Below are 13,941 nucleotides of genomic sequence, written 5' to 3' on the forward strand. Positions count from 1 at the left end.
TTTCAAAGTGCATCCTTTTTTTATTGGCTTCATATGTTGTAGGCGCGTATTTCTTTTCTAATCTTTGATTAAATTGTATGATAGTAAGAGTTTGTTTTTTTATACGGAAAGGGGATTTTATGAAAGAAACTACTTCATTCTCACAAAAGTTAAAGCAATTTGTATTACTATTTTTTCCGATTTTCGTAACGCAAATGTCATTATTTGCGATGAGCTTTTTCGATACAACAATGTCAGGACATGCAAGCCCAACTGATTTAGCAGGTGTCGCAATTGGAACAAGTATATGGATTCCAGTTAGTACTGGGTTAACAGGAATTTTAATGGCCACGACTCCCATTGTTGCACAGCTCGTTGGATCCAAGAAAAAAGAGGACGTTCCCCACGTTGTCATACAAGCAGTTTATTTAGCAATTTGCGCTAGTTTCGTTGTTATCCTCATCGGTTTCTTCGTCGTTTCACCTATTTTAAACGGCATGCGCTTAGAAGAACCTGTGGAACGTATTGCAGCTCAATTTTTAAGTATTATCGCAATAGGAATTATACCTTTATTGACTTACACGGTTTTACGTGGATTTATTGATGCATTAGGAAAAACTCGAACAACGATGATTATTACATTACTATCATTACCAATTAACGTAATATTAAATTACTTATTAATCTTTGGTAACTTCGGTTTCCCAAAACTCGGTGGTGTTGGAGCGGCAATTGCTTCCACTGCAACATATTGGTGCATTTTAATTATTACAGTCATTATTATTCAGACGAAAGAGCCTTTTGCCTCTTTCAACATTTTCAAACAATTATACCGCCCTTCTCTTTCGAGTTGGACAGCATTCTTAAAGCTTGGCGTCCCTATCGGATTTGCTATCTTTTTTGAAACGAGTATTTTCGCTGCGGTAACGCTTATGATGAGTAATTTTAGTACGACAACTATTGCAGCTCACCAAGCAGCTATGAACTTTGCTTCCTTGTTATATATGACTCCGCTAAGTTTAGCAATGGCAATGACTATTGCGGTCGGATTCGAAGTTGGTGCAAAACGTTTCGATAATGCAAAACAATACGGACTGATTGGAATTGGATTAGCCCTTGCCTTTGCTTTATTATATTCGATTCTTCTCTACTTCTTTGATGATCAAATTGCTTCTATTTATACGACAGATGCAAAAGTTCATCATTTAGCAAAAGAATTTCTTATCTTTGCGATTTTATTTCAAATTTCAGATGCAATTGCAACCCCTGTACAAGGAGCTCTGCGTGGTTATAAAGATGTAAATGTCGCTCTAATTATGACTTTAATTGCTTATTGGATAATAGGTCTACCACTAGGTTATATATTAGCAACGTATACAGAATGGGCCGCAAAAGGCTATTGGATCGGTCTTATTATCGGTCTAGCATTTGGCGCTGCCTTCCTACTTATCCGTCTCTTTCAAGTACAACGAAAATATACAACACAAAACAGCCGCTAATAATAAAGCGGCTGTTTTCTTTATGCATATTTTTTCTTGTAACGTATAATATAATGAAAAAGGAAGGTGGGTACATATGGACGACAAAGAAAAAAAGCAATCATTCGATGAAGAATTTGCCCCTGAAATTTCACCTGGATATCGGCAAGATGTACATAAGCCACCTAAATATAAAAACACTTCGTTTTTAATGGGCATTACCATTTTCGCTGCTGTATTACTCATACTTATCATTTTCGTTTATTTTTGATGAAAGGTGGCCTATTATATGAAGAAACAAGATTCCAATCGTTCAAAAAGAACTGTTAAAACACAAAAAGGATATGCAGGAGATTCTGTTCATACCCTTAAACAAGTCGAGCAAGGAAATTTATATATTGCTCAAAAAGAACTTGGTCAACAAAATGAAAATCTTTAAAGGCCCTTTATTCCTTGAGGGCCTTTTTATTCCGCATTAAGTAGTATACACCCCAAAATGTTCTATTGAGCAATGAATTTCCTTTATTGTACGCGCTGCTTTTGTTCTAGCACCATAAATATATTATTAACCTTTACAATTTTCACTTCATAATTCAATTTCATTTCACTTCTCTTACCATTTTCAGTACCCGCAACGTACGCTACAGCTTGATAAAGAAAACTCTCATCGGTCTCTTCACGTACCTCCTCGTTTGTAAATTTATACTCTAAATCTCGAAAACGATTTGGATAATAATTTCCCATTAATTGTTCATACCCTCTATTTAAAAATAGTTCTTCACCTTTTCGTTTCACATCTTCTTTATTAGTAGACCCAAACACTGATAGTTGCTCGGTCACAAAATGCTCTCCTACCTTTTTCATTTCATTATGAGTTAAATTTTCTATACTTTTGTTCTTTAACTCCTTATTTAACTCGTACTGATCAATCGGTTTAAAGGTAGCAAAAACCTCCTCTTTATATGACCATAACAATATAAAAGCGATACATAGAGAACTGATTAACAGTCTTTTTTTCGTAATACTCCCGCCCTTCTTAATAATGATAGCTATATTTTAACATACAGAAAGAAAATTCTGATATCATAAAGTGGAATAACTTAACTTAGAAACGAGGAACAATTATGGACTCTTACAAACATTATATAAAAGAAGCTTTGCCTAATCTTTCTATACATTCATATAAACAAAATGAAGAAGGATGGGATAATGTAGCAGTTATAGTAAATGATGAGCTATTGTTTCGTTTCCCGCGAAAACAGGAATATGCGATGCGAATTCCGTTAGAAAAAGAACTATGCGCAATTCTCACTCAATCACTACAAGAAATCGAAGTTCCACAATATCACCTAATTTATAAAAATGAATCTGATGAGGTTCCTCTTTGTAGTTACTATACTCTCATTCATGGTGAACCATTAAAAACAGACACAGTTGCCACGCTGGAGGATCCAGAGCTGAAAGCAATTATTACACAATTAGCTACTTTCCTTGCGGTACTACATAGCATTCCTTTACACCAAGTTACAACGCTATGTTTCCCTATTGAAAAAACATGTACCTACTGGAAAGAGCTACAAACAAAATTAAACCAATATCTCACTACTAGCCTTACTTCATTACAGAAACTAGCCTTAAATCGCTTATTTGAAAATTTCTTTGCATGTTTAGCTATATCCACTTTTCAAAACACAATCATTCACACTGATTTTACTCATCATCACATTTTATTTAACAAGCATAACAAAAGTATTTCAGGTGTTATCGATTTTGGTGATGCGCAAATTGGCGATCCTGCTTTTGATTTTGCAGGACTATATTATGATTTCGGACATGAGTTTACTACATCTGTATATGAACAGTACAGTACACTTATTTCTCATCATGATCCATTACTCATTCATCGCATTACTATCTTCTATCAATACAGTCCTTTACTACATAATATTATTTATAACTTTGAGTCAGAGAATAAACTCGAATTCATTACAGGCACAGAACAGCTAAAAACGATATTACAGGGATGAGATTACATTCTCTCCCTATATACTCTCTCCTCATACAACATTAACTTTTTATCCATTTCAACAATGACTTTATACAATTGAAATGCCTGTAAAATTTGCAGTTGAATTTCAAAAGGAGCATTTTGTTCTTTTAACCATTGAAATACTTTCGTTTCATCTTTCATTGATTATTCCTCCCTTTATCCTGCTATTCGCGGGTAGCCCGATTAATGAGGGCTGATAATCAGTGGGGGATTGACAAAACCCCCACTGATTAAAGATTCACTTTATTAAAATCTGCTATAAATATACGGTAAATGATGAAAAGCTTTTCATGTCAACAACAAAAAAGGATGCAAAGTTGCATCCTTTAATGTACGATATTTTTCTTCTGCTCCGCTTCTTTCTTTACTTCTTCCCCTTGGCATTCACTACGAAATGCACAACTTATACACTCAGAACGAAAATGACGCTCTGTATAATGCTCAGGTTGTTGCAACATTTCTTTCATTCTAGATAAATCAGCCATTCCAGTTATAATATCTTCCTGTTTTGGAATGTACTCATACTTAGTTCCTTCTATTAAATTAATAACTTCAATCTTTCCTGGAAGAACGCCGAAAGCTTTATAACTGAATACTGTCATTAGCTTCTGACAAAGAGCAAGCATTTCCTCATCCGCATCGACGACATACTTTTTAATTACAAACGACCCAGCACTCCACTCACCAACTTCAAATGTCAATGACATGTGGACACCTAACTCTTCCATATATGTTTGAAACTTCTCGTATAAAAACAATGGTGGTGTCTGACTATCATCCTTTTCAACAAACTGTAATAAGTGATCCGTTAGCTTAGCTAATACAATATAGTACTCCGTCTTCGAAGCAAACATATTAATCCTTACTTTTTTCCAATACTTTTCTATTAATATTAAAAGTACAATTTTCGTTTGTTGACCCGCAGGTAGCGTGTAATACTCGTTAATAATTTGATTGACAATCATTTGTGCTATTTGTTGCCATTCAAATGAAGAAGGTTCTCTTCTTTTTATATGACGAAAATAAAATTTATGCGGACAACGCATAAAATCATACAAATGATAATCTGTCATCGTTTTGATTGAGATTTTCTCATGCACTTGCTCTTCATCTCCCTTCTGCCATTAAGAAAGATGTTTTACAAATTCAGCTCCAAACTGTAAACATTTTTCTACATCTTCATCTTCTGGCGTTAATTCTACTTTTAGTCCTTCTAACACAACTGCTGCCCCGCGCTCTTGTAGCTTTTCTATTAAAATGTCAACTGCCACTCCGTATTTCGGATAAGCCGAATCACACGATCCGAATACTGCCGCTTTTTTCCCAGTTAAATCAATAGAATCCATTGCATCATAAAAATCTAAGAAATCATCAGGAAGATCACCATCTCCCCAAGTATATGCACCTAAAATAATTCCATCATACTGTTCTAATATAGAAGCTTCTGGTGAATCCATAATATCAATAACTTCAATTTCATTTTCTGTTTCACGAATTACGCCGGCAATGTGGTCAGCCATTTCCTCTGTATTTCCACTCATACTTGCAAAAATCATTACTAACTTACTCAACTGAACCTCTCCCTTTACTTTGTATCTCTTTTTCTGTTTGAATGCTCTTCTTCTCATCTACATATTCAGACCGAATTACATTTCTTTTCCATTCCATATGCTGATCAACATCTTTATCTTTATTTTTATCTTTTAATCCCCTCCGCAGAAGGTGAAAATTTTTTCTCATTAACATGTCGCATCCATCCTATTGATAATAATTATCAATTTCAACTACTTTTAGATTAATTGACATTGATTATCAATGTCAACAACTATTTTTAAAAAAATGATTAAAATGTACAAGCTTGTCCGTTAGCTATTCATATACTATGAATGAGCATAGTTCTTTCTCAGCCCTCTCTGACGGAAAGAAATAAAAGCAACTGCAATAGAGTGCAGTTGCCTTTTTTTGTTTTTCTATGATTTTAGTAATCTTATAGTCGTCTCTAAAAATAGCTCCACTCCACAAATTAATGCTGATTCATCCACGTCAAATTTCGGATGATGATGTGGATAACAAGTATATATATTTTCATTACCTGTTCCTAATTTAATGAAACAACCGGGTGCTTTTCTTAAATATGCTGAAAAATCTTCCCCACCCATAGAAGGTTCAAGCTTCACAACACGCTCATTCCCAAACAAATGTAGTGCACTTTCTTCTACTATTTTCGTAATATATTCATCATTAATAACCGGATCATATCCATATCGATACGTATATGTATACGATCCTCCATGTGCTTCTGTAATTCCTTTCACAATTTTCTCGATTTTCCCTTCTGCTTCCACCCTCAATGCTTGATTAAATGAACGAACGGTTCCCATTAAAGTTGCTGTACTAGGAATAATATTGTCAGCCGTTCCCCCATGAAATTGTGTAACTGAAATAACCCTTTGCATAAAAGCACTCGTATTTCTTGATACGATATGTTGTAAATTTGTAATAATCTGTGCTCCAATAGCAATAGGGTCTATCGTTTCTTCTGGTCGCGCCGCATGTCCTCCTTTGCCTTGAATTTCAACTGTAAATACGTCTGGTGCCGCCATCATCGGCCCATACACAATTCCTATCTTTCCGCTTTCTAATCCAGACATAACATGTAAACCTATTACATAATCAACACCGTCCATTACACCTGCCTCAACCATTTCTTGTCCCCCACCGGGATACACCTCTTCTGCGTGCTGAAAGAATAGACGAATCTCACCTGCAAAATCTTCCTTTATATTTGATAGCACCTCTGCTGTGCTTAATAAAATAGCTGCGTGAGCATCGTGCCCACATGCATGCATCATTCCTTTATTCACAGATGTATAAGATTTACTTGTCTCCTCTTGAATTGGCAAAGCATCTATATCAGCTCGAATCGCAATTACTTTCCCTTGCTTCACACCTCTTTTAATTGCTAGTACACTATACTTCGTCGGTCTCGTTACTTCAAAAGAAGAAAATGAGCATAATGTATCATATATAAATTGCGAAGTTTCTTTTTCATGAAATGATAATTCCGGATACTTATGGAAGTGCCTTCTCCATTTCACGATATTTTCTTCCGAAATTAGATTCTTCCACACTCTATTCATGATAATTTCCTCCTTTTCAAAAGAACTAGAAATTTAAAAGTTTACTCCGTCTTGAATGATTAATAAAAACAAATACTGTATTTTTACGTATTCTTATAGTCCACTTTTATGTATTCACACAATCCACTTTCTATTTACATGTCAAACCCATTACAAATTCATGCTGAATGTAATATAATTGCTAAGTTAGGGATTTTCTTTTTTAGTATTTAGTGCTAATATCAAAAAAGAGCCTTTTGACTTATTTTTACCTAAAATGTGGGATTTTGTTTTTTTCACAATAATGTAGGACATGATACCTACAAAGAGCTATTATTTCATTAAGAGAGGGAAAGACATGGAAAGATTAAAAGAGATATGGTCTCGACCACTCACACAATGGGTTGCAAAGACGGTTTATTATCTTGCAATTTTATTTGCATTACTTTGGTTGTATGGATTCCATGATACAAACACAAGTACATTTATTTACAATGAATTCTAGGGTGGGAACGTTATGAAGTTATTAGAACAAATTGAAAAGTGGGCTGCAGAAACGCCTGATCAAACCGCTTTTGTTTGGCGAGATGCGAAAATTACGTACAAACAATTAAAGGAAGATTCTGATGCGTTAGCACATTGGATTTCTTCTGAGTATCCAGACGATCGTTCACCAATTATGGTGTATGGCCATATGCAACCTGAAATGATTGTTAACTTTTTAGGATGTGTAAAAGCTGGACATGCTTACATTCCTGTAGATTTATCTATCCCAGCTGATCGTGTACAACGTATTGCTGAAAATTCTGGTGCGAAATTACTTTTATCGGCAACAGCAGTAACTGTAACTGATTTACCAGTTCGCATCGTAAGTGAAGACAACTTAAAAGATATTTTCTTTACTCATAAAGGGAACACTCCAAATCCTGAACATGCGGTAAAAGGTGATGAGAACTTCTACATTATTTACACATCAGGAAGCACAGGTAATCCGAAAGGGGTTCAGATTACTTATAACTGCCTTGTTAGCTTTACAAAATGGGCTGTAGAAGATTTCAACTTACAAACAGGGCAAGTATTCTTAAATCAAGCACCTTTCTCATTCGATTTATCTGTAATGGATATTTACCCATCATTAGTAACAGGTGGTACACTTTGGGCAATCGATAAAGATATGATTGCGCGTCCAAAAGACTTGTTTGCTTCTTTAGAGCAATCGGATATTCAAGTATGGACTTCGACACCTTCTTTCGCTGAAATGTGTTTAATGGAAGCATCCTTCTCTGAAAGTATGCTACCGAACATGAAAACATTCTTATTCTGCGGTGAAGTGTTACCAAATGAAGTGGCTAGAAAATTAATTGAGCGTTTCCCAAAAGCAACAATTATGAATACTTACGGTCCAACAGAAGCTACTGTCGCTGTAACAGGTATTCACGTTACAGAAGAAGTGCTTAATCAATACAAATCACTTCCAGTTGGCTATTGTAAATCAGACTGTCGCCTTCTTATTATGAAAGAAGATGGCACGATTGCACCTGATGGTGAAAAAGGTGAAATCGTAATTGTCGGTCCAAGCGTAAGCGTTGGATATTTAGGAAGCCCTGAATTAACAGAAAAAGCATTTACTATGATTGACGGTGAGCGCGCCTATAAAACAGGCGATGCTGGCTATGTTGAAAATGGTCTTCTATTCTATAATGGTCGTCTTGATTTCCAAATTAAGTTGCATGGTTATCGAATGGAATTAGAAGAAATTGAGCATCACCTTCGTGCGTGTTCTTACGTAGAAGGAGCAGTTATCGTTCCAATTAAAAAAGGTGAGAAATACGATTATTTATTAGCGGTTGTTGTTCCTGGAGAACATTCATTTGAAAAAGAATTCAAATTAACATCTGCAATCAAAAAAGAACTCAATGAGCGATTACCAAACTACATGATTCCACGTAAATTCATGTATCAATCTTCTATTCCAATGACACCAAATGGAAAGGTAGATCGCAAAAAATTATTGAGTGAGGTTACAGCATGACCGCATATGGATCATTTTATTTTTTCGCTATAGTGGGCATTTTATTAATACCTACTATCATAGCTGGATTAAAAGGTAAAATGTTGCGTAAATATAATGCAGTATTAACATTAGTCATGATTGCTATTATCTTCTCAGATAAACCGAAGCAAGCGATTATGTTAGCCGCATTTATTATTTGGCAATATGCCCTAATTAAAGGCTATTTACTTTTAAGAAAACAAAATAATAGTACATTCATGTTTTGTATAGCTGTTATTTTATCGATTTTGCCACTTATTTTGGCAAAAATCGCACCCTTTGTACCTGAATTACATTTTATTGTTTTCGCAGGTATGTCTTACGTAACATTTAGAGCTGTGCAAATGGTCTTTGAAGTTCGTGATAATTTAATTAAAGAACTTTCCTTCTTTAATTTCTGGGAGTTTGTTTTATTCTTCCCTGCGATTTCAAGTGGACCTATTGATCGTTACCGTAGATTCCAAAAAGATATTCAAAAGCCACCTAGTGGTGAAGAATATCAAAAGTTACTATATACAGGACTTAACCGTATTTTCCAAGGTTTTCTGTACAAATTTATAATTGCACACTTGATAACAACATATCTTGTAAAGGCCGTATTCGCCAATCAAGATACACTTTTATCTAATGTGATTTTTATGTACGCTACTAGCATGCAATTATTCTTTGACTTTGCAGGTTATAGTGCGTTCGTAATTGGTATCAGTTACATGATGGGGATTAAAACGCCAGAAAACTTTAATAAACCATTCCTTAGTCGTAATATTAAAGACTTCTGGAACCGCTGGCACATGAGTTTATCATTCTGGTTCCGTGATTTTATTTACATGCGTTTCGTCTTTTTTGCAACGAAGAAAAAGTTAATTAAGAACCGTTACACAATTTCGTATATCGGTGCATTTTTAAACTTCTTCATTATGGGAATTTGGCACATCCAAGGAAGCGCTGTTGCACAATATGTTATTTATGGTCTCTATCATGCCGCACTGTTCATTTTATTCGATATTTTCGAACGAAAAAACAAAAAGCATAAGTTTTGGCCAAACAATAAATTTACACACGTCCTTGCGATTGTAATTACGTTCCACGTTGTATGTTTCGGTTTCCTAATCTTCTCTGGACACCTTAACAGATACTTTTAATGCACCCTTCTTATTCCATTAAGAAGTTGCACATATAATAATTTCGGATATAAAGGAGATTTTAAAAATGGCAGAATTCAAAGAGCAAGTATTAGATATTTTAGAAGAAGTATGTGAAAACGATATTGTGAAAGAAAACTTAGATGTTCAATTATTTGAAGAAGGTATCCTTGATTCTTTCGCTGTAGTATCTTTATTAGTTGAATTCCAAGAGCGTTTAGATATTGAAGTTTCTATTTCTGATTTTGACCGTGACGAGTGGGCTACACCAAACATGGTTATTAAAAAGTTGGAAGAAATCCGATGAACAAAGCAAAATTTGGTCCGATGCTTTTAGCATTGGCCCTTTTTGCTGTATTCTTACTTATTCCAACGCGCTTCCTACTTCCACTTTTAAGTGATGAAAAAGTAGAACAAGCTGCTACTTCTTTAAAAGAAGAAAAAATTCAAAGTATGATTTTACAGCAAAAGATGTTAGTAGATCCAAAATATCTTCCGATGTACGGTTCATCGGAATTCGCACGTATGGATGCTTTCCATCCATCTAATTATTTTAAAGTAAAGCCTGAAGGATTTACGCCATTCCTTCTTGGACGCGGCGGAACACAAGACCTTGTACATGTGTTAAACTTCGCATCTACAATGGATCAATTGAAAGATAAGAAAATGGTATTCGTTCTTTCTCCGCAATGGTTTGTACCACAAGGTATTGACGAAACGCACTTTGCACCTAACTTTTCAAAACAACAAGGTTACCACTTCATTTTCAACAATGATTTAAAACCTGAAATGAAAAAACAAATTGCAAAGCGTTTATTAAACTTTGAGATTGTAAAAAAAGAAACTTTATTAAAAATCTCGCTTGAAGGTATCGCTTATGATGATACGAAGTATAAAGTAAAAGCACTTGCTGCTAAACCTTTCGCTTATATTTACCGTAACATTTTAGATCGTAAAGATTTATTTACAGCTATGTTTAATATTAAACCGCACAAAGAGAAGCTCGATCCTTCATTAAAACAAATGAACTGGGAAGAAGCTCGTAAACATGCGGATCAAACAGGTGCAGCAGAATCTGGATCTAATCAATATGGTATCGAAGATGGTTACTTCAATAGCAAAATCAAGAAGAAATTAAAGCAACGTGAAGGCTACTTAAAAAATGATGCTTATGATCAATCGCCAGAATATGAAGATTTACAAATTGTACTTGATTTATTAAAACAATCTGGTGCAAAACCACTCTTCATTTCTGTTCCTGTAAAAGGTCCTTGGTACGACTACGCTGGCTTCCCGAAAGAACGCCGCGAAGCATACTATAAGAAAGTTCATGAGCAAATTGAAAAAGCTGGTTATCCAATTGCCGACTTCTCAAATCATGAATACGATAAATACTTCTTAAAAGATCATATGCACTTAGGTTGGAAAGGCTGGGTTTACATCGACGAAGCCATCCAACAATTTTATAAAGCAAACTAATGAAAAGACCGCTTGAATTACTCAAGTGGTCTTTTTGTATATATTTTGTAATTGTTCGATTGCATTCTCTGCTTCTTTCATAACTCGCTCCACTACATGCTGAGCTGATTCGATTCGAGCTAATGATGCTGCCTGTCCTGCCCAAAGTGACATATATTCTTCCTTATTTTGCTTCGCTGCCTCTTGGCGTATTTTAGAAGTTAATACGTTTTGCACTGGATACATCGGCAGCCCTTCTTCTTTTCCTTCATGTCTCTCTATAAATTCATTCCGAATACCCCGCGCATATTTCCCAGAAAACGCACGAGTTACAGTTGTGCTCGTATCTGTACTATGTAAAACCGCTTCTTTATACACATCGTGCGTAATACTCTCTTCACTTGTTAAAAAGGCCGATCCCATTTGAACACCTTCTGCTCCTAGTGCCAATGCCGCAACAAGCCCTTGTCCGTTCATTACACCACCTGCTGCGACAATTGGGATATACGGAATAGCCCCTACTAACTGAGGTATTAACGCAAAAGTACCGATCATAGCATCTCGTTCTTTCCCAATAAACGTTCCTCTATGCCCTCCGGCTTCGCTTCCTTGCCCGACAATAATATCTACTCCTAGCTCGGCAAGTACTTTCGCTTCCTTCACATGGGTAGCTGTTCCGATAACTTTTATTCCACTTCTTTTTAAATCATTTATTTCTTCTTTTTCTAACGTTTGAAATGCAAAGCTAACGACTGGTACTTTTTCATCTAATAACACTTGTAATTGTTCCTTATAGCTTTTTGGAAGTTTTAACGTCCCTTCTACTTCTATACCTAATTCTCTATTTACTCCACTTAGTAATACTTTCGCCTCATTTACCTTCTCTTCTTCTATTTGTATCTCTTTCGTTACAAGTAAATTAACACTGAAAGGCTTATCTGTTAGTTCTCTTATTCTATAAATCGCTTCACGAATTTGTTCTGGGCTCATATAGCCCGCTCCAAGCGTCCCTAATCCTCCGCTATTACTTACTGCTGCAACAAGTTCTGGCGTCGTAATCGCGCCTGCCATACCGGCTTGAACAACGGGATACTCAATTTTTAATATGTCTGTTACTCGACTTGTAAACATCATTTTCCCTCCTATTTCCCTTATATCTTCTTTATTTGATAAGCTTTCCCCTGCTTTTGCAAGGGTTGAACTTCATATGAAGCGAATATATTGAAAGAGAAGGAGGCTGAGCTTAATGATTTATCCAAATGCATTAAAACAAGGTGATACAGTAATAATTATTGCACCATCTGGTCCACCTACAATCGAAAATGTATTAAAAGGTGTGAATGTATTACAAGAGATGGGGTTATCCGTAATAATCGGGAAGAGTGTTTACGAGAAATATGGATTTTTAGCCGGAAGTGATCAAGTTCGGCTTGACGATATACATGAAGCATTTACAAATAATGAAGTGAAGGCCGTTTTCTGTGCACGAGGTGGTTACGGAAGTGCTCGTCTCCTCCCTCACATTCAATATGAAATCATTCGGCAAAACCCTAAAATCTTTTGGGGGTATAGTGATATTACAGCTTTACATAATGCTTTTTCACGTTATGCAAAGCTTATAACATTTCATGGTCCGATGATTGAAGAACTAGGAAAAGGTATTGATTCCCTATCTTTATCCTCTTTCAATCAACTATTCCATCCGTATTCAACCATTTTATCTGCATCAGAATGTATCGTACCTAGCTCTCACAGTACAGTTACAGGTACGTTAGTTGGAGGAAATTTAGCTGTGTTAACAAGTATAATTGGCTCGCCCTACGAGATAAATACGGACAATACACTTTTATTACTTGAAGACATTGGTGAAGAACCGTACCGCATTGACCGTATGTTAAATCAGCTACTTTTATCTGGAAAGTTTAATGAATGCAGGGGCGTTATTTTCACAAGTTGTCACGACTGCACTCCTTCAAAGCCATCTCAATCATTGCAAACAATATTATATGAGTATTTCACTCCATATGCTATCCCTGTCCTGTTCGGTCTACCGATTGGACATATAAGTCCAAACATTGGGATTCCTCTTGGAGCTACAGCTACAATAAGTACACATAATAAAACACTCTCTATTTCTTCCGGCGTAGCCACCCCGTGTTCAAATTAAAAAGGAAAAGCGATTACGCTTTTCCTTTTATTTATAATAGTTAAAAATTCGTCCAGATGCGATATCTGCAATTTCTTCTGGAATAAATGTTTTACTTATATCAGTGCCAACATTTAATACAGCTATAGCATCTTTCTCAATGCTACCAAATAACTCTTTCCCACGTATCGTAATAAGGGGCGTTCCTTCTGGCAACACATCTTTTACAAATTCCATTTGTGTAAAGAACGGAACGATCCATCTACCTTCTCCTTGGAAATGACGCAAACGAAGTATTCCTTCTGTTGCCCCGTCCTCTGCTTCTAGTGAACCAGCAACATAAAACTCAGTAGATAAGAGCAATTCATAAAATTCCTTTTGCTTTTGTTTATCATCCCCTGCTACAACAAGTACCTCTTCTAATTTCTTTACTGAAATTTGCTCCATATGATGCCACCCCTATTTTCAAAATGATTGTACTTAGATTATACGAAATATTCTTATTTTTTTCTACAT

General features: G+C 35.6%; 18 protein-coding genes. 10 read left to right on the forward strand and 8 right to left on the reverse strand.

What is annotated here, in order from left to right; translation table 11 throughout:
* Nucleotides 1–119: 119 nt before the first annotated feature.
* From B9A45_RS22910 to B9A45_RS32290, 3 genes are all read left to right on the forward strand, one after another.
* Nucleotides 120–1,478: an MATE family efflux transporter gene (locus tag B9A45_RS22910; protein WP_084065156.1), complete on the forward strand. Its 1,359-nt coding sequence runs from the start codon at nucleotides 120–122 to the stop codon at nucleotides 1,476–1,478.
* A gap of 76 nt (nucleotides 1,479–1,554) precedes the next feature.
* Nucleotides 1,555–1,728 carry a hypothetical protein gene (locus B9A45_RS22920; protein ID WP_000341062.1) on the forward strand — a complete coding sequence of 58 codons (174 nt, stop codon included), beginning with the start codon at nucleotides 1,555–1,557 and terminating at the stop codon, nucleotides 1,726–1,728.
* An 18-nt stretch (nucleotides 1,729–1,746) separates the two neighbouring features.
* Nucleotides 1,747–1,896 carry a hypothetical protein gene (locus tag B9A45_RS32290; RefSeq protein ID WP_000743742.1) on the forward strand — a complete coding sequence of 50 codons (150 nt, stop codon included), beginning with the start codon at nucleotides 1,747–1,749 and terminating at the stop codon, nucleotides 1,894–1,896.
* 83 nt (nucleotides 1,897–1,979) lie between these two features.
* Here the strand turns inward: B9A45_RS32290 and B9A45_RS22930 are convergent, their stop codons facing one another.
* Entirely contained in the window at nucleotides 1,980–2,498 is a 519-nt protein-coding gene (locus tag B9A45_RS22930; protein WP_084065159.1) for a biotin transporter BioY, read from the reverse strand.
* An 83-nt stretch (nucleotides 2,499–2,581) separates the two neighbouring features.
* On the opposite strand from B9A45_RS22930, the gene B9A45_RS22935 reads away from it, so the two are divergent.
* Entirely contained in the window at nucleotides 2,582–3,484 is a 903-nt protein-coding gene (locus tag B9A45_RS22935) for an aminoglycoside phosphotransferase family protein (protein WP_000378980.1), read from the forward strand.
* Between the two features lie 2 nt (nucleotides 3,485–3,486).
* On the opposite strand, the gene B9A45_RS32295 is transcribed toward B9A45_RS22935, so the two are convergent.
* The 5 genes from B9A45_RS32295 to amaA all read right to left on the reverse strand — a co-directional run bounded on the left by B9A45_RS32295 (nucleotide 3,487) and on the right by amaA (nucleotide 6,647).
* Entirely contained in the window at nucleotides 3,487–3,648 is a 162-nt protein-coding gene (locus B9A45_RS32295; RefSeq protein ID WP_000651084.1) for a hypothetical protein, read from the reverse strand.
* 185 nt (nucleotides 3,649–3,833) lie between these two features.
* Complete coding sequence (locus B9A45_RS22945; RefSeq protein WP_000544577.1) at nucleotides 3,834–4,607, reverse strand: hypothetical protein; 774 nt, start codon at nucleotides 4,605–4,607, stop codon at nucleotides 3,834–3,836.
* A gap of 24 nt (nucleotides 4,608–4,631) precedes the next feature.
* Nucleotides 4,632–5,078, reverse strand: coding sequence for a flavodoxin (locus tag B9A45_RS22950; protein ID WP_000041153.1), 447 nt, complete (start codon nucleotides 5,076–5,078; stop codon nucleotides 4,632–4,634).
* Nucleotides 5,071–5,253, reverse strand: coding sequence for a hypothetical protein (locus tag B9A45_RS22955; protein ID WP_047385784.1), 183 nt, complete (start codon nucleotides 5,251–5,253; stop codon nucleotides 5,071–5,073). Before B9A45_RS22955 ends, B9A45_RS22950 begins: the two co-directional genes overlap by 8 nt.
* Before the next feature lie 224 nt (nucleotides 5,254–5,477).
* A complete protein-coding gene (gene amaA / locus B9A45_RS22960) occupies nucleotides 5,478–6,647 on the reverse strand; it encodes an N-acyl-aliphatic-L-amino acid amidohydrolase (protein ID WP_001082784.1) in 1,170 nt (389 codons plus the stop codon).
* A gap of 337 nt (nucleotides 6,648–6,984) precedes the next feature.
* Here amaA and B9A45_RS22965 point away from each other — a divergent pair, with 337 nt between their 5' ends.
* The 5 genes from B9A45_RS22965 to dltD all read left to right on the forward strand — a co-directional run bounded on the left by B9A45_RS22965 (nucleotide 6,985) and on the right by dltD (nucleotide 11,300).
* Nucleotides 6,985–7,131 carry a teichoic acid D-Ala incorporation-associated protein DltX gene (locus B9A45_RS22965; protein WP_000440293.1) on the forward strand — a complete coding sequence of 49 codons (147 nt, stop codon included), beginning with the start codon at nucleotides 6,985–6,987 and terminating at the stop codon, nucleotides 7,129–7,131.
* Between the two features lie 12 nt (nucleotides 7,132–7,143).
* Complete coding sequence (gene dltA / locus B9A45_RS22970; protein WP_000770512.1) at nucleotides 7,144–8,658, forward strand: D-alanine--poly(phosphoribitol) ligase subunit DltA; 1,515 nt, start codon at nucleotides 7,144–7,146, stop codon at nucleotides 8,656–8,658.
* Complete coding sequence (dltB, locus tag B9A45_RS22975) at nucleotides 8,655–9,821, forward strand: D-alanyl-lipoteichoic acid biosynthesis protein DltB (protein ID WP_000127929.1); 1,167 nt, start codon at nucleotides 8,655–8,657, stop codon at nucleotides 9,819–9,821. The genes dltA and dltB overlap by 4 nt, the downstream gene beginning before the upstream one ends.
* A 67-nt stretch (nucleotides 9,822–9,888) precedes the next feature.
* Nucleotides 9,889–10,128: a D-alanine--poly(phosphoribitol) ligase subunit DltC gene (dltC, locus tag B9A45_RS22980; protein WP_000807310.1), complete on the forward strand. Its 240-nt coding sequence runs from the start codon at nucleotides 9,889–9,891 to the stop codon at nucleotides 10,126–10,128.
* Nucleotides 10,125–11,300 (forward strand): D-alanyl-lipoteichoic acid biosynthesis protein DltD, encoded by a 1,176-nt coding sequence (gene dltD / locus B9A45_RS22985; protein ID WP_084065162.1) that lies wholly within the window; start codon nucleotides 10,125–10,127, stop codon nucleotides 11,298–11,300. Before dltC ends, dltD begins: the two co-directional genes overlap by 4 nt.
* Before the next feature lie 21 nt (nucleotides 11,301–11,321).
* On the opposite strand, the gene B9A45_RS22990 is transcribed toward dltD, so the two are convergent.
* Nucleotides 11,322–12,410 carry an NAD(P)H-dependent flavin oxidoreductase gene (locus B9A45_RS22990; protein ID WP_084065164.1) on the reverse strand — a complete coding sequence of 363 codons (1,089 nt, stop codon included), beginning with the start codon at nucleotides 12,408–12,410 and terminating at the stop codon, nucleotides 11,322–11,324.
* 115 nt (nucleotides 12,411–12,525) lie between these two features.
* Between B9A45_RS22990 and B9A45_RS22995 the strand changes: the two genes are divergently transcribed.
* The gene (locus tag B9A45_RS22995; protein ID WP_084065167.1) at nucleotides 12,526–13,446 is read left to right on the forward strand and encodes a S66 peptidase family protein; all 921 of its coding nucleotides are present in this window, start codon (nucleotides 12,526–12,528) and stop codon (nucleotides 13,444–13,446) included.
* A gap of 27 nt (nucleotides 13,447–13,473) precedes the next feature.
* On the opposite strand, the gene B9A45_RS23000 is transcribed toward B9A45_RS22995, so the two are convergent.
* On the reverse strand, nucleotides 13,474–13,872 hold the full coding sequence (locus B9A45_RS23000; RefSeq protein ID WP_000435264.1) for an SseB family protein: 399 nt from the start codon (nucleotides 13,870–13,872) through the stop codon (nucleotides 13,474–13,476).
* Nucleotides 13,873–13,941 lie beyond the last annotated feature (69 nt).

Source organism: Bacillus sp. JKS001846, assembly GCF_900176455.1.
Taxonomy (GTDB): domain Bacteria; phylum Bacillota; class Bacilli; order Bacillales; family Bacillaceae_G; genus Bacillus_A; species Bacillus_A cereus.